This is a genomic window from Gordonia sp. UBA5067 (assembly GCF_002414845.1).
Lineage (GTDB): Bacteria > Actinomycetota > Actinomycetes > Mycobacteriales > Mycobacteriaceae > Gordonia > Gordonia defluvii.
In genome coordinates this window covers 1-22,190 of record NZ_DIAX01000058.1, presented here as the reverse complement: position 1 = coordinate 22,190, position 22,190 = coordinate 1, and the positions used below count along the sequence as shown (strand labels likewise).

Below are 22,190 nucleotides of genomic sequence, written 5' to 3'. Positions count from 1 at the left end.
GCGACCCGACGGTCGAGTCGCCAGTCCTCGTTCGTGCGTGGCATTCGCCGCGCACCTCCGGCCGATCTCAGAACGCCGTCCCCCAAACCGACGACGCCAGTCCGAGAACGACCGGAACAATCCCCAGGCACACGAACGCCGGCAGAAAGCAGAGCCCGAGTGGCGCACTGATCCGCACCCCCGCCCGCTCTGCCGCTGCCAGCGCCGCGTCCTGCGCGTCATCGCGGCGACGCTGCGCGAGCTCGGCCAGTCCGTCGGCGAACGCCGCACCTGACGTCGAGGTGCGCCGTACCAGAGCGGCCAGCTCGGTGAACCCGGCACGGTCCCCGGCCTCGCGTTGCCACGCCGTGGCGGCGTCGGTTCCCAGTGCGACCAGGTCCGCTACCCGGCCCAGCGTCGAAGCCAGCGGGCCGTGCGTCGAGACGGCCACCGCCGATGCCGCGGCGGCGGCCGACAAGCCGCTCCGAAGGCAGACGGCCAGCAGATCGTAGGCGGCGGCTTCGGCGAACGGACCGGCGTCGCCGGGCACCTCGGCAATCGGCGCCGGTCGTGGGTCCCGAAACCGCCGCAATGACCAGACGGCCGGCGGCAATGCAAGCAGCGAGCCCGCGAGTAGCGCCAACGCCACACTCACGACAACACCCGGTCGACGATGTACTCGGACCACGCCACGCCGGCCGCCGCCAGGACGGTCCCCACCACCAGTAGTACCGACCCGGGTCCGCGGTCCAGGAGGACGCGCACCGGATCCGCCCCGATTGCCTGGCCGAGCAACAACCCGAACACCGGCAGAACCGCCAGTACACGAGCAGTCGCCCGCGGGCCCGCTAACCCCGCCTTCGTATGCGCGGCGAACCGGTGGCGCGCCACGAGGTCTGCCCGGCTTGCAGCCAATAGGTCACCCAGCGGCAATCCGAATCGAGCGGATGTCGACCACAGGGCCGCGATCGGCCGGGCGGTCCCGGCGCGCGTCGTCTCGATGCCCCCACCGAGGTGGACGCGGGCGGCCAGAATAGCGAGATCACGTCCCACCGCCGACGACGGATCGTCGGCGAGGATCTCTGCCCCGGCACAGGCACACGCCTGTGCGATGGGTGCTCCGACGGAGAGTTCCGCAGTGACGATCGACATCGCTCGCACGAGTGCCTCGCCGCGTGCCATCTCGGACCGTCCACGGACCCCACGACCCATCAGCCACCACCCGGTCGCGCCGGCCACCGCCGCCGCCACGACCAGTCCCACCGCCCCGGTCAGCGCTGACGCGCCCACCGTCGCCACCACCATCGGTGCCGCCCACCGTCGGCGATCACCCGCGCCGGTCGTCGTCGGCGCCGCTAATAGCGCGCGCCAGCGAAAATGGTCGCGAGGACGCCCGCCGATCAGTGCCGCCAGCGCCGCGCAGAGTAGCCCGAGCATGCTCATGACCGCTCCGCCAGCAGGGCCCGCAGCCGCGTCAAGGACGGGGCAAACCCGGTGGTCCGCCGCCAGACCGGCACGATCTCCACCAGCGGCGAATCGCCGCGGGATACCAGCCCGATCTGTGTGAGACCTCGCGCCCCATCGCGGTCGCGGCCGACGACGAAAACCACCTGGATCGCTGCCGCCAACTGGCTGTGCAACGCCGCCCGGTTCAGTCCGCCGAGCGCGGCGAGTGCCTCCATCCGCGCCGGGACCTCGGCCGCAGAGTTCGCGTGCACGGTTCCGGCGCACCCGTCGTGTCCGGTGTTGAGGGCCGCGAGCAGGTCCACGACCTCGGCCCCCCGCACTTCCCCGACCACGATCCGGTCCGGCCGCATCCGCAACGCCTGACGAACCAGGGCCCGCAGCGGGACCTCGCCCGCCCCCTCGGTATTCGCCGCGCGGGCCACCAGCCGAACCGTGTGCGGGTGCTGGGGACGCAGTTCGGGTGCATCCTCGACGCACACGATCCGCTCGGCCGGGTCCACAATTCCGAGCAGACCGTTGAGCAGCGTCGTCTTCCCCGCCCCGGTCCCGCCGGCGATGAGGAAGGCCAATCGCTTCCCGACGATCTCGACGACCAGATCGCGAACCGGCGCGGGCAGCGCACCACAGTCAACGAGTGATGCGAAGTCCTGGCGCGCCGGGCGGAGCACCCGCAGCGAGAGGCAGGTGCCGTCAGCCGCAACCGGCGGGATGATCGCGTGCAGCCGAACCATCGCACCGTGGCGCCCGATGTCGCAGAGCTGGCCATCGACCCACGGCTGGGCATCATCGAGCCGACGGCCCGCACCGAGCGCAAGCCGCGCGGCCAATCGACGCAACGCCGCCTCGTCCTCGAAGCCGACCGAGGTCCGCTGCAGCCCGGTGCCGCGGTCCACCCACACCGCATCAGGCCCCACGACGAGGATATCCGTGGTATTCGGATCGGCCAGCAGTTGCTCGAGGGGTCCGGCGCCGACGAACTCGGTCTGCAGGTAACGCAGTGCCGCCAACAGGTCGGTGTCACCGATTACACCGGGTGACTCCGCACGGATCGCCGCGGCTAGCGACTGCACCGTCGGCACCCCCGGTCCGCCATCGCCTCGGGCCGCCAACCGCTCGCGCACGCGATCGACGAGAGCCGGGTCGATGGCGGGCACGCTGCCCGCGGTCGAGACCCGGCGCGGCGGCGCGCTCACGACGCCGCCTCGTCGAGGCGCCGGCACAACCGCCCGGCGACCACGCCCAGTGGGCTGCGCGGCGATGGCCGCAGCGCGCCGCTCTCCATCCGAGACGGCAGCGACGGATCACTCCGGTAGTAGCCGAGGAGTGGCAATCCCGCCGCCCACGCCATTTCGTCGACGGGGACTCCGGACGGCGCCGGACCGCGCAGCACCAACTCGGCTTGACCGCGACTCTCACCGATGTCTCGGTGTGCGGCCCGGGTCGCCGCAATGGCGGGCAGCAGCGCCCGGCTGAGCAGCACGATGAGATCGGCGCGGTGGAGCAGTTCGCGTCGCAGTGCCGGTTGGGTTCGGGGAACATCGACGACCACGACGTCGCCGCCCGCCCGTCCGGCGTCAACGGCGGCAACCACCGACTCCGCGTGCCCCCCTGCCCGACCCGTTCGTGGCTCGGCCGCGAGAACCGACAGCCGTCGATCGACATGCGGCAATGCCTCGTGCAGGGCGTCATGGCTCAGGCGCCCGCCGACCGCGCTCAGATCGGCTGTCCGGGGTCCGTCGACGTCTTCGATCCCGAGCATCAGGTCAATCCCGGCGCCCGTCTCATCTGGACCGATCAGCAGGACTCGTCGACGCGAATCTGACTGCGCCGCAGCCAATCCGGTTGCCGCCGCCAACGTGGTGGCACCTGCGCCGCCGTGTCCGCCCAACACCGCGAGAACCCTGCCGCCGGACTGTTTCGGGGCCCGCAGATCGGTCAGCGCGGCGACCAGCCGCTCCTCGTCGGCGGGCAACTCGAATCCGTCGGTCACCCCGATCGCGAGTGCATCTTGCCATACCCGGGGAGGAGCATCCGCCGGGCAGACGAGGAGGACCGCGTGCCGACGTGCCACCGGGGACTCGATGAGCACGTTCACCGCGGCGGCGTCCACGACGACCACGTCGGCCCCCGGCCAATACCCGGAATCATCGACCGGGTCGGCCGGCACAACGGTATAGCCGGCCGCTGCAGCACAGCGCCACACCTCTTCGGCGAGCTCGGTCCCGACGTACATCGTCAATTCGGCCATACGGCGAGTGTCGCCCTCAGGGCCGTCGAGATCTCCGCGCGGGCATCGCGATCCGCCCCCGGATGTGGACGCCGAGAATCTGTGGACAACACCGACCCACGTCTACCGTGCGACGAACACGACCGGTCGTAAAGATCGAGCTGGGCCGGTCACTTCGACGTACCGGGGTGACACACCGCCATCGGTGACGCGCCACACGACGCGCGCCATTGCCCCACCGGCCGGGCTCCTCAGCCGGTGAACGGCGGCACGAGCATGCAGGGCACTGTCACCGGGTGCTGCGGGTCGAGCGCATTGAGCACCATGTAGGCGGCGCGGCGCGAACCGGCGATCGCCGCATGGTCGCTGAAGTCCTGCGCACACGTGTCTTGCACGACGATGTTGCGCACCTTCTCGCCCGGCCGCTGCGCGGGTACCTGCCCACTGGTGTACGGCAGGATCAACTCGTCGAATCGCGTGGAGATGTTGGTGTAGTCGATGCCTTTGATGTACGGCGAACCGCCCTGCCAGATCTTGTCGATAAATGGCGCACCGGTAAGGATCTGACTGCACGCCTGGCAGATCGGCAGCCAGCGGTCCTGCACGCCCAAAGCGCTCATGAACTTCGAGACCGGGGCCATGAGGGAGCCCATCGTCCCCTGCCACAGCGGCGCCAGCGAGACATACCTGGTCACTTTGGAGGCACCGCCGAGGAACTTCATGTAATACGTCGGCATGATGGTGCCCTGCGAATGGCCGACGATGTCGACAGTGGCGGCGCCGGTGCGCGTGAGCACTGCATCGATGAACACCTTCAACTGCCGCGCGGAGTCCTCGATCGGCCCCATTCCGCCGACGGCGGTGAACGGCCACGGCAGGGGTAGCGCGCCGTATGTCAGCGCGTAGACGCAGTACCCCCGGTTCGCGAGCATTCCACCGTAGGCGCCCCAGTTGGTCTGCTGCCCGCCGCCGGTGCCATGCAGCAGCACGACCGGTCGGGGGTGTTCCGGCGAAGGCTTGCAGTTCGGGTTGTTCGTGCCGGGCAATGATCCGCCGTGGTTGGTCAACTCATAGGGGATACCGGAGAAGAAGTTGAAGTCCTCCGGGTAGCGCGGGGCGGCGTCCGCGGTCGGTGCGGCGGCCACCGCGAGGGCCAGTGCGGCCAGTGCGGCCAGCACCCCCGATCGCAGGAAACCCACTCCACGTCGACGAGTACTTCGAGTCATGCTCTCCCCTTGGTTGCGAACTGCCACGTCAAAGCGAGAATCTACTGCCCGGGCACGTCGGCTGAGGGAGGTTCTGCAAATCGCACCCGAAAGCCGCGAGGGTGAATCTGAAACTCTGATGGAACCGATCGGCCACCGGGTGCGTCTAAGTAGTCGTGGGCTCGAGAGCACACGCAGAATCGGATTCGCCGAACGACGATTCAACCGGACCGTAGTCCGAACCTGACCGCAGATAGAGGACGACCCCGGCCAATGGGGGGAGAAGGCCGGGGTCATCACGTTTCAGCCCCGGGGGGTCGGGCTGAAAGGACCCGGTTTGCACCGGGTGATTCACACTATACGCGCGTGTGGTCGACGTTTGCAATAACAACTATTCACCGCTCTGACCAGGGCATTTAGCGAGCAACCCGCCGAAGGGGCCAACTTGGCCGTACGCTCAACGACGTGACCTCCGCTGGTAAGACCGCCGGAATCCGACGCACCACACCCCGCAGCGTCGCCGCGTTTTTCGACTTGGACAAGACGGTGATCGCCCGCTCGAGCGCGCTGGCCTTCACCCGGCCGTTCTATTCGGGCGGCCTCATCAACCGTCGCTCGGTCATCAAGTCGGCCTATGCCCAGTTGTTGTTCACCCTGAGCGGCGCCGACGAGGAGCAGGTCGAGAAGCTGCGCGCCCATGTCACCGACATGTGCCGCGGATGGCCCGTTGACCAAATCAACACCATCGTCAACGAGACCCTCCACGACATCGTCGAACCCCTAGTCTTCGCCGAGGCCACCGAGCTCATCACCAACCATCAAATGCGGGGCCATGACGTCATCCTCATCTCCGCCTCTGGCCTGGAGATGGTCGAGCCCATCGGTCGACTACTCGGCGTCGACGCCGTCGCGGCGAGCCGGATGTCGGTCATCGATGGCAAGTACTCCGGCGAGCTGGAGTTCTACTGCTACGGCGAGGCCAAGGCCGATGCGATTCAGCGTCTCGCGCAGGCGAAGGGCTACGACCTGGCTGAGTGCTTTGCCTACTCCGATTCCATCACCGATCTTCCCATGCTCTCGGCCGTGGGACATCCCACCGCGGTGAACCCGGACCGCGCCCTACGCAAACAGGCGACCCGTCGGGGATGGCCGATTCTGTCCTTCGACCGACCCGTCGGCTTGTCCGACCGGCTGACCCCGTCCCCGCGGACCGTCGCCATGTCGGCCGCCGCAGGAGCGGGCGTCGCCGCGATCGGGGCTGCCTTCTACTACGGCTGGCTACGCAAACGGTTCTCCCCCGCGTGATGACGGCGACAAGTATCTAAGCCGTCGGGCCACCCGGTTCCCACTGGCGGCGCGAACAGATTTAGGCTCAGAAATCTGTCATCGCCACCCCCTTGATGTGATGTGGGTCACGGTGTAGAACTGTGGGTAAGGAAGTCCGGAACGGCCAAGTTCGACCCGGAAGAGAAGGGTTGAACTCCCAAGCCGGAATTCCCAGCACGGGCGGCAAGCACCCACGCGGAGCGCGCCGCTACAGAGGCAGAAGCGTTGTGCACCTGCGAACAGTCGACCGCAAGGTCGATGGACGAACACATTCGCCGAGGTGATTCCACAACCCACCAAGCACGCTTGGTAACTTGAGCCCGTGCTATGCGGGCGGTGACCGTCAGGTCACCGCCCGCAGCGCGTCACCGAGCAGAGCGTCAACGAGCAGAGCGCGCCGACAATTCTCCCCGGCCGCGTCAGAATGACGCCGATCATCGTGGGCTCGCCGCGTCGGCAATCGACGCCGCCTCAGCGGCCCCGGCCTCAAACGCCGAGCAGCAGAGCAGGATCCACTCGCCCACACCGGCGGGCGTCCCCTCCCCGAACCGGGCCACCGCTCGGCGGTAGTCAGCGGCGCGCCTCAACCAGGCGACCTCGGGAACCCCAAGATTGTGCGGATCCAAACCCGTTGCAACACACGCCAACCGGGATGCGCCACGAGCCACAATCCCGTTTGCCTGGCCAAACGGCGACAGGGCCAGAAGCTCACCGTGCACCACCGCGGCCACCACCGCCGCAGGGACCGCCGGGCGCGCCGTGATGACCTGGCCCAACATGTCGAGCCGCGCGCTCACCTCGGCCCCCGGGCGCGGACGGCCGAGTTCGTCGGGATCGCCGACCAAGTCGGCTGCGGCGAGCACATGCAGGCGGGCGAGTGCCTGCGCTGGGGCCCGCCGATACACCCCGACGAGTTGCTCGAGCGAATCCCCGTCGAGCGCCTGTGCAACACGCATCGCACCGGCGAGCACGGGGTCGTCGTAGTCGCCGTCGCGTCGCAACTCGACACTGCCACCGTCGATCGCGGCCGATGCGCGGCCACCCCGCCAGGAAGCCTCCATGGCCGTCGACGGCCACCCGCGCAGGTTGGCGCGGTGACGGTGCACCGCAGCGACCGCATCACCCGCCCGCTCGGCCGCGTCAACGACCCCGGGGAGCTCGACCAACGGGGCCAGGGGGTGCGTGGACATGCCCGTCAGCGTAGTTCCGCGATCGCCCGCCACCGAATTCCCGGACCAGATTGATTACCAGGCAATTTTGCCGGCCCGATCCACGCCGGCGGTCACTGGTGACTACCCTCACAGTGGAGCGCAAATGAGCGCCCGGACACCCATGACCGAAAGGCAAGCGCCATGACCGAATCATCCGTCGTCTACCTGCCGTCGCCGGAGTTCGTCGCGCAGGCCAACGTCGGCCCGGAAATCTACGGCCGCGCCGACGCCGATCGGCTCGCCTGGTGGGCCGAGCAGGCCCGCCGCCTAGATTGGGAAACCGAATTCACCGACGTCCTCGACTGGTCGAACGCCCCCTTCGCCAAGTGGTTCCCCGGCGGCAAGCTCAACGTCGCCGTCAACTGCGTGGACCGTCACGTCGACGCCGGCAAGGGTGACCGCATCGCGCTGCACTGGGTCGGCGAGCCCGGAGATTCCCGCGACATCACCTACGCGCAGCTGAAAGACGAGGTCTGCAAAGCGGCCAACGCCTTCACCAACCTCGGCGTCCGCGCCGGTGACCGGGTTGCCATCTACATGCCGATGGTCCCCGAGGCGATCATCACGATGCTCGCGTGCGCACGACTGGGCGCCACCCACTCGGTGGTCTTCGCCGGCTTCTCGTCCGCCGCACTGCGCTCACGTATTGACGATGCGGAGGCCAAACTCGTCGTCACCACCGACGGCCAGTACCGCCGGGGCGAGCCCGCGCCACTCAAGAGCGCCGTCGACGAGGCGCTCGGCACCGGTGCCGACGCCGCGGCGTCGGTCGCCCACGTCGTCGTGGTCAAGCGCACCAATCACGATCCGAGCCTCAATTGGGTTGCGGGCCGCGACGTGTGGTGGGACGACACCGTCGGCGAGGCGTCCCCCGAGCACGAGGCCGAGGCCTTCGACTCCGACCATCCGCTGTTCCTGCTCTACACCTCGGGCACCACCGGCAAGCCCAAGGGAATCGTGCACGGTTCGGGCGGCTACCTCACCCAGACGAGTTCGACCTTCCACAACGTGTTCGACCACAAAGAGGGGCGAGACGTCTTCTGGTGCGGCGCCGACATCGGCTGGGTGACCGGCCACACCTACATCGTGTACGGCCCGCTCTCCAACGGCGCCACCGAGATCCTCTACGAGGGGACGCCCAACACCCCCAACGAGCACCGGCACTTCCAGATCATCGAAAAGTACGGTGTCACCCTCTATTACATGGCGCCGACGCTGATCCGCACCTTTATGAAGTGGGGCCGCGCCATCCCCGACGCCCACGACCTGTCGTCGCTGCGCCTCCTCGGGAGCGTCGGCGAGCCGATCAACCCGGAGGCGTGGCGCTGGTACCGCGACGCGATCGGCGGCAACCGGTGTCCGATCGTTGACACGTGGTGGCAGACCGAGACGGGGTCGTGCATGATCTCCCCGCTGCCCGGTGTCACCGCTACCAAGCCGGGGGCCGCGATGGCACCGATGCCCGGGATCAGTGTGCGCATCGTCGACGACAACGGCCACGACGTGCCGCGTGGTGAACAGGGCTACCTCGTCGTCGACGAGCCGTGGCCGTCGATGCTGATGGGCGTCTGGGGCGACGACGACCGCTACCGCGACACCTACTGGTCGCGCTTCGCCGAGCAGGGCTGGTACTTCGCCGGAGACGGGGCCCGGTACGACGAGGACGGTGCACTGTGGGTCCTCGGCCGCGTGGACGACGTGATGAACGTGTCCGGCCACCGAATCTCGACATCGGAGGTGGAGTCGGCCCTGGTGACCCATCCCGATGTGGCCGAGGCAGCCGTGATCGGCGCCTCCGACGAGACCACCGGCCAGGGAATTGTCGCGTTCGTGATCCTGCGCGAAGGGATCACGTCGATTCCGGATTCATTCGAACAGGATCTACGCAACCATGTCGCGGTAGAGATCTCCCCGATCGCCAAACCCCGTGAGGTCAACGTCGTGCCGGAGTTGCCGAAGACCCGGTCGGGGAAGATCATGCGGCGCCTACTCAAGGATGTCGCCGAGGGCCGAGAACTCGGCGACACCTCGACGCTGGTCGACCCGACCGTCTTCGAGAACATCCGCAGCCGCCGACGGTAGGTGTCCCGGCATGGAGCCCCGCATGGCAACATAGCCCTGGCACCCACTATCGGAGGACGACGTGATCCGCAGAAGTCAGCGCGCCGGCGTGGCGCCATCGGCTCCCAGGACCGGCCCGGTCCCGGCGATCCCGCTCACGGACGCCAACAACGGTCCCAATGGCGAGCCGACGATCGGCAACCTGGTCAAGGAAGCCACCGCGCAGGTATCGACCCTCGTTCGGGGGGAGGTGGCGCTGGCGAAGTCCGAGCTCACCCGGGAAGCGAAGAAAGCCGGGGCCGGAACCGGCCTGTTGGCCGCGGCCGGCGTCATGCTGCTCTACACGAGCCTGTTCTTCTTCATCTTCCTCGGTGCCCTGCTGATGATCTGGCTCCCGGCCTGGGCCGCGTTCGGTATCGTGTTCCTGCTCCTGCTGATTGTCACGCTGGCGGCCGCGTTCCTCGGCTACCTGGTGTTCACCCGGATGCGCGCCCCCAGCAAGACAATCGAATCGGTCACCTCGTTGAAGGATGTACTGCCCGGCCAGCCGCACCTGGACGGCGTCACCGGTCACCCGCAGTTGCCGCCGGTCTACGGCCGCTAGGGGCCGGTACACCCGTGGCTCCTCCCGATCCCTCCGTCGTCCGACTGGAGGGCCCATGGCACCATTTCGACGTTCGCGCTAACGGTCTCCGGTTTCACGCGGTCGAAGCCGACCCGAGTGTGCCCGCCGACCGGCCGCTGGCGTTGATGCTGCACGGGTTCGGTGAGTTCTGGTGGAGTTGGCGCCACCAGCTCGCCTCGCTGACCGCGGCGGGTTACCGCGCGGTGGCGGTCGACCTGCGGGGCTACGGCGACACAGACAAGCCGCCCCGCGGCTATGACGGTTGGACGCTGGCCGGCGACACCCATGGGCTGATCCGCTCGCTGGGCCATTCCCGCGCGACGCTGATCGGCCACGCCGACGGCGGACTGGTCTGTTGGGCCACTGCCGCACTGCATCCTCGCGTCGTGGCGCAGATCGCCGTGCTCGCGTCACCACATCCGCGGGCGTTGCGCCGGGCCGTATTGCGTGATCGCCGCCAGCGCGACGCCTTCCTCGGCGGCTTCCTCTACAAGCAGCTGCCGCGCTTCGGGGAACGGCAACTCACCCGCAACGACGGCGCCTACCTGGTCGAGTACTTCCGCAGCCGTGCCGGACAACGCTGGCAGGAGTCGCGGGACTTCGACGCCGCACTTACCCTCAACCGGCAGGCGGTGCAGATCCCCGGCGTCGCACACTGCTCGCTGGAATACCAGCGATGGGCCTACCGCTCCCAGTTCCGGGCCGATGGCGCCCGCTTTATGGACCTGATGGACAAACCGGTCGGGGTGCGGGTCCTTGCCCTCCGCGGGCGGAACGACACCTACATCACCGATCCCACAGTGGCGGCCAGCCGGGCGTGGGCCCCCCGATTCGACTACTGGCAGATTCCCGGGGCGGGACACTTCGTCCACGAGGAGCAACCCGAGCAGACGACCCGCCTGCTACTCGACTGGCTGCGCGCCGATGACCCGCTGACCTGACGCCCCCGGTCACCCGGCGATACACGTACCGGTCGGCACACTGGTCTCTGCCTCACTGCTGCGCGCCACATGATCACGCAGTTCCGCCGCAGTGAGGGCGAACCCGGTCTCGTCCCGAGGTTTGTCGCTGGCACCAAAGACCATTCCGGCGACCTCGCCCTCCGCGGTGATCATCGGCCCGCCCGAGTTACCGGGCCGAATGTCTCCACGCAGCGTGTATGCCTCTCGCCGGCCCGGATTGACGCCGTAGATATCAGGCGAGGTCAGATTCACCCGGCCACGCACCCGAAGCGGCGTCGCTAGAAACGGGCCGTCCTCGGGATAGCCCAGCGCAATGGCGTCGGCTCCGGTCGACAGCGTCCGCTCGGCGAAGCGCAACGGGCGGTCGGCCAGCCCGGGGACGGCGAGGACGGCCACGTCCCCGCGCGGGTCGAACAATACGACCCGCGCAGGGAGGGCGGCCGATCCCACGTGCACCGTCACCCGGTTTGTACCGGCCACGACATGCGCGTTGGTCATCACCCGCTCGGGGGCGAAGACGAATCCGCTGCCCTCCAGCGCCCGCTGGCACGCGGGGGCCTCCCCCCGGATCTTCACCACCGAGGCGCGTGCCTGCGAAACGGCGGGAACCCGGGACAATTGCTGATTGGGTGGATCGACCGGGTTGATCGTGGCGCGCCCGTACGGTCCGATGGCATCGGGAAGCCCCGACTCGTTGAGCAAGGACCGGAACCGGTCGGGTACGCCGCGCAGCCACGACGGCGCGGCATTGCCGACCGCGGTCAGCACACGCGACTCGTCGACGGCGCTGGCGGCCGCCGACAGCGACGAGTCGCGGATCGGTGTCGCCAACAACCAGGCTGCGGCGACCACGGCCAGCGCCTGCAGCGCCAGGCCGACCACGCTGTCGAGCGTGCGTCCCGGTGTTGACCGAACCCTTTCGCGCAGCGTCCGGCCCACCACCATCCCAGCGATCTCGCCGACCACCACCAGGGCGACCAGCACCGCGATCCCCACAATCAACCGGGTCTGCGTAGCACTGATGCCCGAGATCACCCGCGGTGCGACCAGGATGCCCGCAACCGCCCCGATCACCAGCCCCACGAGCGACATCGCGGACGCCAGCGCGCCCTGCCGGTAGCCGGAGATCCCCGCGATCACGACCAGGATCACCAGCGCCACGTCGATCAGCAGGCCGGCAGTCACCGTCGGTCGCCCCAGCCGGCGTCGCCGCCGTCCTTCCCTGCGGAATCAAAACCATTCGGGTCGAAATCATTCGCGTCAGGGGGAAACGGCAGATCGAGCGGAAGGCCGTGGTCTTGGGAGGACTTCGCCGCCGCGATCGCCTCGTCGAGCGGCCGCACATCATCGGTATCCCAGGGCACGTCCCAGCCGCAGGCGTGGCTGATCGCGGCAAACAGTCCACCGGTGAATCCCCACACCAGGAGTCCGTCGACCATAAACGCCGGACCTTGGTACACCCGCCCACCCAAGAAATCGCGTCGCACCTGGAAGCGGTTGGCCGGTTCGAGCAGGTCACCCACGCGGATCCGGGCGACCCGCGCCGTCTCACCTGCGTCCACCGCCCGCACCGGGGTCGGCCGCTCCCAATACCCGAGTACCGGCACCACTTCGAATGGGCTGGGCAGAGTGGAGAACGACGGGAGGTTGGCCAGCACGCGCACCCCGTCGGGTTCGAGGCCGGTCTCCTCCTGTGCCTCACGCAGCGCGGTGTGCACCGGAAAGGGCTCCCCCTCGTCGTGCGCCCCGCCCGGAAAGGCAACCTGACCACTGTGCTGGCGCAGTGTGGTGGCCCGTTCCAGTAGCAGGATCTCCGCATCGTCGGGCAATCCGCCGGAGTTCTCGGGCGCGGACTCAAACGTGCCGGCGAGCAGCACCAGCACCGCGGCCGCGCGGCGGTTGCGCGCTGTCGCCACCATCCGGGCCAGCCGGGCGCGATCACCGCCGCGACTGTTCACGATATCGGTGAGCCGCTCGACATCATCGGTGAGCGAACGCATCCACGGCGGAATGAGCGCCGTGTCGACGAGCGGGCCGACCGGATGCCCGGTCGGCATGGGGGCACGACTCACGCCTTCACCCCCAAATATTTCGTAGCGTCGGCGGCCAAGTCGTCGGCGCTCTCGTAGAGGCGCACCGGCGCGCCGGCCACCGTCCCATCGGCGCGGATGAAGACCGTCGACGGCAGCACCGGCCGGACCCCGAGCGCCCGGGCCATCGCACCGGTCGTGTCCAGCACGGTTGGCACGTGTACATCGATCTCGGTCAGCAGGGCCAGCGCCAGGTAGGCGTCGGCGCCCTGCCTGTCGTGGACCGCGAGTACGGTGGCGCGATCCCCGACCCGCTTCGCGAAGTCGCCGAATACCGGCAGTTCGCGGCGGCACGGCCCGCACCACGTCGCCCAGATGTTGACAATGAGCGGCTTGCCCGCGGTTGCCGTGCCGATGTCGATCTGCTGACCGTCCGCGAGGCAGGTAACGACGACGCCGGCCAGCACCGACCGCGGCCCCACGACGCCGTCGGAGGCCGGGCAGCCCGCCAGGGCAGCGCGCCCCCGAGCAGCGGCCATCTCGACCGGATCGGCCTTCGACGACGGCAACGGTCGCGGTAGGGCGCTCGGATCGGAAATCGGGTTGTTCGGCGGAACGGCTCCGCGTGGCCAGATCGCCACCACCATCGCCACCACGAGCACGCCGAACACGATCGTCCAGCGAAACACCGGGGAGCGCAGCGTCTCGCGCGTCGGCTCCCTCATCGCTGCCACCCCGTCACGACTGGCCGCTCAGCCCGGCCAGGGCGAGGAGATGCTCGGTTTCGGGTCCCTTGACAAGCTTGGCCGCGGCTTCCTTCGCCACCGGCCCCAACCCATACGACGGGCAGTCGTGCGCGACGATGCAGACACCGCACGCCGGTTTGCGCGCGTGGCAGACACGGCGGCCGTGAAAGATGACGCGATGCGAATAGTCCGTCCACTCCCGGCGGGGGATGAGCTCGCCGATGACCTTCCCCACCTTCACCGGATCGGTTTCCCCAGTCAGCCCCCACCGGCGCACCAGCCGACCGAAATGCGTATCGACGGTCAACCCAGGAACGCCGAATGCATTGCCCAGCACGACGTTTGCGGTCTTGCGACCGAAGCCGGGCAAGGTCACCAACTCGTTGAGCGTGTGCGGCACCTCCCCGTCGAAGCGCTCGACAAGCGCCTGACCGAGCCCGATGAGCGAGCCTGTCTTGTTTCGGTAAAAGCCGGTGGGCCGAATGAACTCCTCGAGCTCGGCCCGATTCGCCCCGGCATAGTCGGCAGCAGTGCGGTAACGGGCGAACAGCACCGGAGTCGTCTGATTGACCCGCACATCGGTGCACTGTGCCGACAGAATCGTCGCCACCGACAACTCGAGCGGATTGGTGAAGTCCAGCTCGCAGTAGACGTGCGGAAACGCCACGGCCAGCTTCCGGTTGATCCGCCGGGCACGACGCACCAGCGCCAGGTGTGTCTCGCTCTGCTCCCGGCGCCCGGACAACTGGGCCCGCTCGCTCTGCTCCCGGCGCCCGGACAACTGGGCCCGCTCGCTCTGCTCCCGGCGCCCGGACAACTGGGCCCGCTCGCTCTGCTCCCGGCGCCCGGGATCGCGTGCCTTGCTCACCAATCCAGGTTAGGCGATGCGCCGATCACCGGCGCCGCCCAATCCCGCAGTCGACGATTCACCGGTCCCGGCGCCGCGAAAGCCCAGTACACCGAGCCCGTCGATAACGATGGTGTGAAGACGCCGAAGATTCCTGGATGACCGGTTCGAACTCCTGTTAACTGGTCCGCATGCAAGGACTGGCGGCCATCCTGTTTCCTCTGGTTCTCATGCTCATCGCCCTGTCGATGGAGAGCCTGGACAAGATCGCGATGCGAGGATCTGGAGCGGTCAGCCCCGACCAGGTGGACTCGCTGCTGCGCGTCGGCCGACCTGCCGCCGCCGAGACCGACCCCGTGGCGGAGGTCACCGTCCTCCCGACGACCGTGGCCAGCGCCCCGAACAACGCGCGTCGCGCCAGCTAGCGGACGCCCCGGGTCAAACGTGACCCATCCAACAATTTTGACCCCCTGTCCAGTAGCCTTGTGCTTTGGTGAAGGGCGGGCATCGGCCCACCCCAGGTGTCCTTTGAGGCAATGAGAGAGGTTCAAAGTGGACGACGTTCTGGCCCGGGCCGGCATTTTTCAGGGTGTCGAGCCCAGTGCGGTGGCTGCGCTGTCCCAGCAACTGCACCCGGTCGAGTTCCCGCGCGGCCACGTGATCTTCCACGAGGGCGAACCGGGCGACCGCCTGTACATCATCCAGTCCGGCAAGGTGAAGCTCGGCCGTCGCTCACCCGATGGTCGCGAGAACCTGCTGACGATCATGGGCCCGTCGGACATGTTCGGCGAGCTCTCCATCTTCGACCCCGGCCCCCGAACCTCGTCGGCGACGACGGTCACCGAGGTACGTGCCGTCTCGATGGACCGTGATGCCCTCAAGGGGTGGATCCAGGACCGTCCCGAGATCGCCGAGCAGCTGCTGCGGGTGCTGGCCCGTCGCCTGCGCCGCACCAACAACAACCTCGCGGACCTGATTTTCACCGACGTCCCGGGTCGCGTGGCCAAGCAGCTCCTCCAGCTCGCCCAGCGCTTCGGAACGCAGGAGAACGGCGCTCTCCGCGTCACACATGACCTGACCCAGGAGGAGATCGCCCAGCTCGTCGGCGCATCGCGCGAGACGGTGAACAAGGCGCTGGCCGACTTCGCTCAGCGCGGCTGGCTTCGCCTCGAAGGCAAGAGTGTACTGATCGCCGACTCCGAGCGGCTGGCGCGTCGCGCGCGCTAGCGCGCGACGGTCGGCCGCTTCACTCCTGGCGAAGAAACTCCAGCTGGGCCTTCACGGACATCCGAGCCGCCGGCCACAGCTTCTTGTCGACGTCGGAATACACGCTACGGACAATCTTCATGGGCTTGGCCTTGCTCGGCTTGACCCCCATGGCGTCGAGGGCGAGGCGGATCTGATCGATCCGCTCCTCCCGGTGCCGCTTGTAGAAGCGGGCCAGCGGCACCAGATCGGGGTGGTCGGGACCGTGCCCGGGCAACAGTACCGTTGCCGACTCCATCGGGCCGCTGCCTTCCACGATGAGCCGGTTGACCGAGTTGAGATAGTCGCGCAGCCCGCCATCGCGCGGGTCGAGGACAGTGGTTCCCGAGCCGAGGATCGTGTCGCCGGTGAGCATCGCACGCCGGCCGTCGCACTCGACCAGAAAGCTCATCGAGTCACCCGTGTGCCCCGGTGTCGACAGCACGGTGATCCGCAGCCCGGCCACCGAAATGACCTCGCGGTCGACCAGCGGCGCGGCATCGCGGCAGAGGCTCGGACGCTTGGCACGCACCGGCGCCCCGGTGCGCTTGTGTAGCGCACCAATGGCCCCGATGTGATCGTGATGGCGGTGGGTGATCAAGGTGAGCACCACGTTTCCCGCGCCCACGATCTTCTTGACGTGCTGCTTGTACTTGCGGGGCCCCGGGTCGACGACGACGCAATCGGGATGACCGGGGGCCCGCAAGATCCAGGTGTTGGTGCCGTCGAGCTCCATCATTCCCGGGTTGTCGCAGAGGAGTACCGACGCAAACGGGGTGACCGCCCGCAGCTCGCCGTAGGCCGGGTGCTCGAGCGGTGTGGCGTCACCCGCGCAATCGACGGTACTCACCGACCGACCTCGACGATCAGCTCTACCTCCACCGGCGCGCCGAGCGGCAACTCATTGACTCCCACCGCCGATCGGGCGTGCTTGCCCGCGTCGCCGAAGATCTCGCCGAGTAGCTCAGAGGCGCCGTTGATGACGCCGGGCTGACCGGCGAACCCATCGGCGGAGGCAACAAACCCCACGACCTTGACGATGCGGACAATCGAATCGAGGCCCACGAGGGCATCGATCGCGGCCAGCGCATTGAGTGCGCACGCACGCGCCGCGGCCTTCGCGTCGTCGGGCGCGACGAGCCCCGCGGCGCCTTCGGAGACCTTGCCGCGCAGCATCAGTTCGCCGCCGACCATCGGCAGCTGCCCGGCGGTGTAGACAAGATCGCCGGTACGCACCGCCGGTTGGTAAGCCGCCAGCGGCGGGACGACCGGCGGCAGCGTCAAGCCGAGCTCGGCCAGTCGCGAAGACCAGGTGGCGCCAGCCACGGCCTACGCCCTCGCCCGTTTGAGGTAGGCGACGTGCTGCTCACCGGTGGGCCCCGGCAGGACGCTGACGAGTTCCCACCCGTCAGCACCCCATTGGTCGAGAATCTGCTTGGTGGCATGGGTCAACAGCGGCACGGTCACGTACTCCCACGCCGGCCGGGTAACAGATGTTTGCTCACTCATGGAGTCCAGCGTATCCGGCCGCGGCCTCATCGCTAGGCTTTACCTCGTGGTCACCAAATCCGACAGTGCTGTGAGCGGCGGATCGCCCCACACCTGGCCGACTGCCGCCAAGCGGGCTCGTCTCCATTTCATCTCAGGAAAGGGCGGGACGGGGAAGACGACCGTCGCCGGCGCGCTGGCGCTCGCCCTCGCCCAGGGGGGCAAGCGCGTCCTGCTCGTCGAATGCGAAGGCCGCCAGGGGATTGCGCAACTCTTCGACCGGCCGCCGCTACCTCCAACCGACGATCTGATCGCCACGGTCGAGGGCGGCGAGGTCCACGGGCTCGCTATCGACATCGAGTTCGCCCTCCTCGAGTACCTCGACATGTTCTACAACCTCGGTTTTGCCGGGCGAGCAATGAAGCGGATCGGCGCCATCGACTTCGTCACGACGGTGGCCCCCGGTCTGCGCGACGTCATCCTCACCGGCAAGATCAAAGAACGCATCATCGCCACCGACAAGGACGGGCGCCAGCGGTATGACGCGGTAGTCGTCGACTCGCCGCCAACCGGGCGGATCGGCAACTTCCTCGATGTCACACAGGCGATGGCCGACTTGACCAAGACCGGTCCGATTCGCAATCAGAGTGATGGGGTCACCAAACTGCTCCACTCCCCCGACACGGTGGTCCACCTCGTCACCCTGTTAGAGGCGATGCCCATCCAGGAGACGGTCGAGGCCGTCGACGAGTTACTCGCCAAGGGCCTGCGGGTCGGCGCCATCTTCGTCAACCGCGTCGTCCCGGAACTGCTGCCCGACGGAGAGATCGACGCCATTGCCGAGGGCACCATCGACGCGGCGCGCATCAAGACCAACCTGGCCGATGCCGGCATCGAACTCGACCAGGACGAACTGGCCGGATTGCTCACCGAGGCGATCGAGCACGCGATCCGCTACCAGGCGCAGCAGGTCGCATCCGGTCAACTCGACGCCGTCGAGAACAAGGAGGGGGCGCCGGTGGCCACCGTAGAACTTCCGAACCTCGATGGGCACGACGTGGCCTCCGTGTACGAATTGGCGCAAGTACTGCGGAAGGCGGGGGTCTGATGACTGCGATCCTGAAGATGGGCGAGATTCTCCGGTCGCCCAAGACGAAGGTGGTCATCTGCTGCGGTGCCGGTGGCGTGGGAAAGACGACCACGGCAGCCGCGATGGCGCTCTACGCCGCCGAGCACGGCCGGAAGGTCGCCGTCTTGACCATCGATCCGGCCAAACGGCTCGCACAGTCACTCGGCGTCGACTCCCTGACCAACGAACCCCAGCCGGTGCCGATAGCCGCCGACGACGGCACCGAAGTCGCCGGCGGCGGGTCGCTCGACGCGATGATGCTCGACATGCGCCGGACGTTCGACGAGATGGTGATCGAGCATTCGACACCCGAACGCGCCGAGATCATCATGGCGAACTCCTTCTACCAGACTGTGGCCTCATCGTTTTCGGGGACACAGGAGTACATGGCGATGGAGAAGCTCGGCAAGCTCCTCGAGGAGGACCGCTGGGACTTGATCGTCGTGGACACCCCGCCGTCGCGCAATGCGCTGGACTTTCTGGACGCACCGCAGCGGCTCGGCTCGTTCTTGTCGGGCCGGCTGAGTAAAATGCTGATCGGCGGGGGCCGTGGTGTGGGCCGCGTCGTCACTGGCGCGATGGGGCTGGCCATGCGCGGGGTGTCCACCATTGTCGGCGGGGATACGCTGCGCGACGTCGCGACCTTTGTCCAGTCGCTGGACTCGATGTTCGGCGGATTCCAGGAACGCGCGGCACGCACCTACGAATTACTCAACCAGCCGGGCACGAAGTTCGCCGTGGTCGCGGCACCCGAACCTGATGCCCTGCGCGAAGCGGCCTTCTTCGTCGACCGGCTCTCCACCGAGCGGATGCCCTTGGCCGGCCTCATCGTCAACCGCACACATCCGAACCTAACCTCGATCTCGGAGGCCACGGCCGTCGCGACGCTGGACAAGGTCGGCGACGACCTGACGCGGGGCGTCTTGGCGATGCATGCCTTGCGCGCCGCCACCGGCCGTCGAGAACTGGACTTGCTCGGCCGGTTCACCACCGTGCACCCGACTGTGCCGCTGGTCGGGGTGCCGTCGCTACCTTTCGAGGTTGCCGACGCGAAGGCGTTGCGCGCGGTAGCGGAGCAGATCACCGCACGCGGCTGAGCGATCGGGTATCGCGCTAGCCGACCTCGGCGCGCTGGCGCCGGCGCTGCGCGTCAAAGAAGATCGCCCAGGAGGTGACTTCGGGGTGCTGGCGCAACAGGGCGCGCCGCTGGCGCTCGGTCATACCGCCCCAGACACCGAACTCCACCCGGTTGTCGAGCGCATCGGCGCCACATTCGAGTTGGACGGGGCAGTGCCGGCAGATCGTCGCCGCTTTGCGCTGTGCCGCACCACGGACGAACAACTGATCAGGATCCGCCGCCCGGCACTTCGCTTGCGACACCCATACCTGTCGCGCCTCGGATTCCCCTGTGGTCAGTGTCGTTGGAGTCATTACCAGCCCCTGTCTGCCGTGTAGACCAAAATCTCCACACCGTTCCCTGAATCACTTTCCGATTCGGGTTGTTGTGTGGATCACACCCGCGGTCAAATCTATGTAGCCGGAAGCCCAGAAAGCAAGACCTGACCGGAAAAACTGGGACATTCGTGCTAACTAGTGCAAACACTCCTGTTCAGGGCATTTGCGGCAGTACGGGCATTGATCACGAGACGGTCACGGCGTGCGCCTACCGGGTTCTCAGCGAATCCCAGTATCCTGTGATTCGTGCCTCAGAACACCACCCGCCTGTCCGCGGCGACAAAGCGCAAGCTCGGCAAGCTTGTCGGTGCCGTCTTTCTCTCCGGCATTCTGGTGGCCGGCCTACTCTTCCCCGTCGCCGGGGCCGTCGGCGTAGCGTCGAACCGGGCCGCGGCCGCGGTAGAGAACGTCTCCTCGGAGCTGCTCAGCGGAACCGTCCCCGAGGTCACGACGATGACCGACGTGACGGGACAGCCAATCGCCCTGCTGTATGACCAATACCGCTACCAGGTCGGGTTCAACGACATCTCGCCGGAAATGGTCCGCGCGATCGTCTCGATTGAGGACCGGCGCTTCTTCGACCACGACGGCGTCGACTGGAAGGGCACGATTCGTGCCGCGCTGAAGAACTCGTCCAGCGGCGAGGTTCAGCAGGGTGCGTCAACGCTGGACCAGCAGTACATCAAGAACTACCAGCTGTTCGTGCTCTCCCGGACCGAGGCGGAGAAGCAGGCCGCGACCGAAACGACCCCGGCGCGCAAGCTCCGCGAGGTTCGAATGGCCCTCACCCTGGAACAGTCCCTGACCGACCAGGCCCGGCGTGAGCACGGACTGGGGCCGGCGGAGGCCAAGCAAGAGGCCAAGAAACAGATCCTCACGCGTTATCTCAACACCGTTCCGTTCGGCAACAACACCTTCGGCATCGAGGCCGCCTCGCAGGCCTACTTCGGCGTGCCCGCCAAGAGTCTGCGCGTCGAACAGGCCGCGCTGCTCGCCGGACTGGTGCAGTCCAGCTCGGCGCTCAACCCGTACACCAACCCCGAGGGCGCCCTGGCGCGGCGCAACCTCGTACTCGACACGATGAAGGACAACTTCCCCGACCGCCGTCAGGAACTCGACGACGCCAAGAAGCTTCCGCTGGGCACCCTGCCGCAGCCGCGCGTGGCACAGCAGGGCTGCATCTCCGCCAAGAACGACGGCTTCCTGTGCGACTATGCGCTGAAGTTCCTCGCCGAGAACGGCATGTCCCGCAACACCGTTCTGCGCGGCGGTTACCTCATCCGCACCACCTTGGACCCTGCCGTTCAGCGGTCGACGGTCCGCGCGCTGCAGTCCTTCGCCAGTCCGGAGGCCGACGGTGTGGCACAGGTCTCCAGCGTGATCAAACCGGGCAGCAAGAGCCACGACCTCCTCGCAATGGGCTCTTCCCGCAACTACGGCCTGCGACTCAAAGCCGGCGAGACGGTCCAGCCCCAACCGTTCTCACTCGTCGGCGATGGCGCCGGGTCGGTGTTCAAGGTCTTCACCGTCGCCGCCGCCCTCGAGAAGGGCGTGGTCGGTACCGGTTCGACAATCCCGGTTCCGGGCAGTGTGCAGCTCGCCGGCATGGGCAATAGCGGCGGCGTAAGCGGCTGCCCGGAGAACTTCTACTGCGTGCGCAACGACGGCAAATATCCGGCGCAGATGACGGTGACGAATGCGCTCGCGCAATCGCCGAACACCGCCTTCGTCAAGCTGCTCCAGCGGGTGGGGGTCACCCCGACCGTCGACATGGCCGTCCGGCTCGGCCTGCGCAGCTACACCACGCCGGGATCGTCGGGCTTCGGCGACAAATCGATCGCGACATACGTCAAGCAGGGAAATCTGGGCTCGTTCACCCTCGGTCCGTTCGCGGTCAACGCGCTCGAACTGTCCAACGTGGGCGCCACCCTCGCCTCCGGCGGCGTCTGGTGTCCACCCAACCCGATCGCGTCGATCACCAAGCTCAAGCGCGACCGTTACGGCAACCTGATCATCGGCCCCGACGGGAAGCCCGCTCAGGCGGTCGTCCCGTTTGCCACTCCCAAGTGTGAACAGGTCGTCGACCGCGGTCTGGCCAATGCCATGGCGAACGCGATGAGCCAGGACCACCTCGGCGCCGGTACCGCGGCCGCGGCCGCCCGCGGTTCGGGATGGACCCTGCCGATG

At 67.8% G+C, this 22,190-nt stretch carries 23 protein-coding genes; 9 read left to right on the top strand and 14 right to left on the bottom strand.

Annotated features, from left to right (window positions below):
• Positions 1 to 67: 67 nt before the first annotated feature.
• The 5 genes from B4M62_RS09830 to B4M62_RS09810 form a co-directional block, all read right to left on the bottom strand.
• Complete coding sequence (locus B4M62_RS09830) at positions 68 to 634, bottom strand: type II secretion system F family protein (protein ID WP_290707147.1); 567 nt, start codon at positions 632 to 634, stop codon at positions 68 to 70.
• Positions 631 to 1,422, bottom strand: a complete 792-nt coding sequence (locus B4M62_RS09825) for a type II secretion system F family protein (RefSeq protein ID WP_290707145.1) — start codon at positions 1,420 to 1,422, stop codon at positions 631 to 633. Before B4M62_RS09825 ends, B4M62_RS09830 begins: the two co-directional genes overlap by 4 nt.
• The gene (locus tag B4M62_RS09820) at positions 1,419 to 2,639 is read right to left on the bottom strand and encodes a TadA family conjugal transfer-associated ATPase (protein ID WP_290707143.1); all 1,221 of its coding nucleotides are present in this window, start codon (positions 2,637 to 2,639) and stop codon (positions 1,419 to 1,421) included. The genes B4M62_RS09825 and B4M62_RS09820 overlap by 4 nt, the downstream gene beginning before the upstream one ends.
• Positions 2,636 to 3,694, bottom strand: a complete 1,059-nt coding sequence (ssd, locus tag B4M62_RS09815) for a septum site-determining protein Ssd (protein WP_290707141.1) — start codon at positions 3,692 to 3,694, stop codon at positions 2,636 to 2,638. Before ssd ends, B4M62_RS09820 begins: the two co-directional genes overlap by 4 nt.
• A gap of 230 nt (positions 3,695 to 3,924) precedes the next feature.
• A complete protein-coding gene (locus tag B4M62_RS09810) occupies positions 3,925 to 4,899 on the bottom strand; it encodes an esterase/lipase family protein (RefSeq protein ID WP_290707139.1) in 975 nt (324 codons plus the stop codon).
• 444 nt (positions 4,900 to 5,343) lie between these two features.
• Between B4M62_RS09810 and B4M62_RS09805 the strand changes: the two genes are divergently transcribed.
• Entirely contained in the window at positions 5,344 to 6,183 is an 840-nt protein-coding gene (locus tag B4M62_RS09805; protein ID WP_290707137.1) for an HAD family hydrolase, read from the top strand.
• A 455-nt stretch (positions 6,184 to 6,638) separates the two neighbouring features.
• On the opposite strand, the gene B4M62_RS09800 is transcribed toward B4M62_RS09805, so the two are convergent.
• The gene (locus tag B4M62_RS09800; protein ID WP_290707135.1) at positions 6,639 to 7,394 is read right to left on the bottom strand and encodes an oxidoreductase; all 756 of its coding nucleotides are present in this window, start codon (positions 7,392 to 7,394) and stop codon (positions 6,639 to 6,641) included.
• A 162-nt stretch (positions 7,395 to 7,556) separates the two neighbouring features.
• Here B4M62_RS09800 and acs point away from each other — a divergent pair, with 162 nt between their 5' ends.
• The 3 genes from acs to B4M62_RS09785 all read left to right on the top strand — a co-directional run bounded on the left by acs (position 7,557) and on the right by B4M62_RS09785 (position 11,042).
• Positions 7,557 to 9,497, top strand: coding sequence for an acetate--CoA ligase (gene acs / locus B4M62_RS09795; protein ID WP_290707133.1), 1,941 nt, complete (start codon positions 7,557 to 7,559; stop codon positions 9,495 to 9,497).
• Positions 9,498 to 9,558: 61 nt separating this feature from the next.
• Positions 9,559 to 10,080, top strand: a complete 522-nt coding sequence (locus B4M62_RS09790; protein ID WP_290707131.1) for a phage holin family protein — start codon at positions 9,559 to 9,561, stop codon at positions 10,078 to 10,080.
• Between the two features lie 14 nt (positions 10,081 to 10,094).
• Entirely contained in the window at positions 10,095 to 11,042 is a 948-nt protein-coding gene (locus B4M62_RS09785) for an alpha/beta fold hydrolase (RefSeq protein WP_290707129.1), read from the top strand.
• A 9-nt stretch (positions 11,043 to 11,051) separates the two neighbouring features.
• On the opposite strand, the gene B4M62_RS09780 is transcribed toward B4M62_RS09785, so the two are convergent.
• The 4 genes from B4M62_RS09780 to nth are packed head-to-tail and all read right to left on the bottom strand — an operon-like array spanning position 11,052 to position 14,620.
• Positions 11,052 to 12,248, bottom strand: coding sequence for a MarP family serine protease (locus B4M62_RS09780; protein ID WP_290707127.1), 1,197 nt, complete (start codon positions 12,246 to 12,248; stop codon positions 11,052 to 11,054).
• On the bottom strand, positions 12,245 to 13,120 hold the full coding sequence (locus tag B4M62_RS09775) for an NUDIX hydrolase (protein WP_290707175.1): 876 nt from the start codon (positions 13,118 to 13,120) through the stop codon (positions 12,245 to 12,247). The genes B4M62_RS09780 and B4M62_RS09775 overlap by 4 nt, the downstream gene beginning before the upstream one ends.
• An 11-nt stretch (positions 13,121 to 13,131) precedes the next feature.
• A complete protein-coding gene (locus B4M62_RS09770) occupies positions 13,132 to 13,818 on the bottom strand; it encodes a TlpA family protein disulfide reductase (protein WP_290707125.1) in 687 nt (228 codons plus the stop codon).
• A 13-nt stretch (positions 13,819 to 13,831) separates the two neighbouring features.
• A complete protein-coding gene (gene nth, locus B4M62_RS09765) occupies positions 13,832 to 14,620 on the bottom strand; it encodes an endonuclease III (protein ID WP_290707173.1) in 789 nt (262 codons plus the stop codon).
• A 257-nt stretch (positions 14,621 to 14,877) separates the two neighbouring features.
• On the opposite strand from nth, the gene B4M62_RS09760 reads away from it, so the two are divergent.
• Entirely contained in the window at positions 14,878 to 15,111 is a 234-nt protein-coding gene (locus B4M62_RS09760; protein WP_290707123.1) for a hypothetical protein, read from the top strand.
• A gap of 127 nt (positions 15,112 to 15,238) precedes the next feature.
• A complete protein-coding gene (locus B4M62_RS09755; RefSeq protein ID WP_290707121.1) occupies positions 15,239 to 15,913 on the top strand; it encodes a Crp/Fnr family transcriptional regulator in 675 nt (224 codons plus the stop codon).
• Positions 15,914 to 15,932: 19 nt separating this feature from the next.
• On the opposite strand, the gene B4M62_RS09750 is transcribed toward B4M62_RS09755, so the two are convergent.
• Genes B4M62_RS09750 through B4M62_RS09740 form a run of 3 tightly spaced genes read right to left on the bottom strand, consistent with a single transcriptional unit; the run spans position 15,933 to position 17,440 of the window.
• Positions 15,933 to 16,781: an MBL fold metallo-hydrolase gene (locus tag B4M62_RS09750; RefSeq protein ID WP_290707119.1), complete on the bottom strand. Its 849-nt coding sequence runs from the start codon at positions 16,779 to 16,781 to the stop codon at positions 15,933 to 15,935.
• Positions 16,778 to 17,257, bottom strand: coding sequence for a RidA family protein (locus tag B4M62_RS09745; RefSeq protein ID WP_290707117.1), 480 nt, complete (start codon positions 17,255 to 17,257; stop codon positions 16,778 to 16,780). Before B4M62_RS09745 ends, B4M62_RS09750 begins: the two co-directional genes overlap by 4 nt.
• 3 nt (positions 17,258 to 17,260) lie before the next feature.
• Positions 17,261 to 17,440, bottom strand: coding sequence for a DUF4177 domain-containing protein (locus B4M62_RS09740; RefSeq protein WP_290707115.1), 180 nt, complete (start codon positions 17,438 to 17,440; stop codon positions 17,261 to 17,263).
• Here B4M62_RS09740 and B4M62_RS09735 point away from each other — a divergent pair.
• Positions 17,439 to 18,527 (top strand): ArsA-related P-loop ATPase, encoded by a 1,089-nt coding sequence (locus B4M62_RS09735; protein WP_414651816.1) that lies wholly within the window; start codon positions 17,439 to 17,441, stop codon positions 18,525 to 18,527. The genes B4M62_RS09740 and B4M62_RS09735 overlap by 2 nt on opposite strands.
• The gene (locus B4M62_RS09730) at positions 18,527 to 19,645 is read left to right on the top strand and encodes an ArsA family ATPase (protein ID WP_290707111.1); all 1,119 of its coding nucleotides are present in this window, start codon (positions 18,527 to 18,529) and stop codon (positions 19,643 to 19,645) included. The genes B4M62_RS09735 and B4M62_RS09730 overlap by 1 nt, the downstream gene beginning before the upstream one ends.
• A 16-nt stretch (positions 19,646 to 19,661) precedes the next feature.
• Here the strand turns inward: B4M62_RS09730 and B4M62_RS09725 are convergent, their stop codons facing one another.
• On the bottom strand, positions 19,662 to 19,979 hold the full coding sequence (locus B4M62_RS09725) for a WhiB family transcriptional regulator (RefSeq protein ID WP_290707109.1): 318 nt from the start codon (positions 19,977 to 19,979) through the stop codon (positions 19,662 to 19,664).
• Between the two features lie 291 nt (positions 19,980 to 20,270).
• On the opposite strand from B4M62_RS09725, the gene B4M62_RS09720 reads away from it, so the two are divergent.
• The coding region (locus tag B4M62_RS09720) for a transglycosylase domain-containing protein (RefSeq protein ID WP_290707171.1) at positions 20,271 to 22,190 on the top strand (1,920 nt) is incomplete at its 3' end.

Bases quoted from the DNA above. Each gene is read 5' to 3' on its own strand.
- B4M62_RS09800 (WP_290707135.1), bottom strand. From the start codon at position 7,394: ATGTCCACGCACCCCCTGGCCCCGTTGGTCGAGCTCCCCGGGGTCGTT.
- ssd (WP_290707141.1), bottom strand. From the start codon at position 3,694: ATGGCCGAATTGACGATGTACGTCGGGACCGAGCTCGCCGAAGAGGTG.
- B4M62_RS09760 (WP_290707123.1), top strand. From the start codon at position 14,878: ATGCAAGGACTGGCGGCCATCCTGTTTCCTCTGGTTCTCATGCTCATC.
- B4M62_RS09810 (WP_290707139.1), bottom strand. From the start codon at position 4,899: ATGACTCGAAGTACTCGTCGACGTGGAGTGGGTTTCCTGCGATCGGGG.
- B4M62_RS09735 (WP_414651816.1), top strand. From the start codon at position 17,439: ATGGAGTCCAGCGTATCCGGCCGCGGCCTCATCGCTAGGCTTTACCTC.
- B4M62_RS09730 (WP_290707111.1), top strand. From the start codon at position 18,527: ATGACTGCGATCCTGAAGATGGGCGAGATTCTCCGGTCGCCCAAGACG.
- B4M62_RS09770 (WP_290707125.1), bottom strand. From the start codon at position 13,818: ATGAGGGAGCCGACGCGCGAGACGCTGCGCTCCCCGGTGTTTCGCTGG.
- B4M62_RS09740 (WP_290707115.1), bottom strand. From the start codon at position 17,440: ATGAGTGAGCAAACATCTGTTACCCGGCCGGCGTGGGAGTACGTGACC.
- B4M62_RS09725 (WP_290707109.1), bottom strand. From the start codon at position 19,979: ATGACTCCAACGACACTGACCACAGGGGAATCCGAGGCGCGACAGGTA.
- B4M62_RS09775 (WP_290707175.1), bottom strand. From the start codon at position 13,120: ATGCCGACCGGGCATCCGGTCGGCCCGCTCGTCGACACGGCGCTCATT.
- acs (WP_290707133.1), top strand. From the start codon at position 7,557: ATGACCGAATCATCCGTCGTCTACCTGCCGTCGCCGGAGTTCGTCGCG.
- B4M62_RS09825 (WP_290707145.1), bottom strand. From the start codon at position 1,422: ATGAGCATGCTCGGGCTACTCTGCGCGGCGCTGGCGGCACTGATCGGC.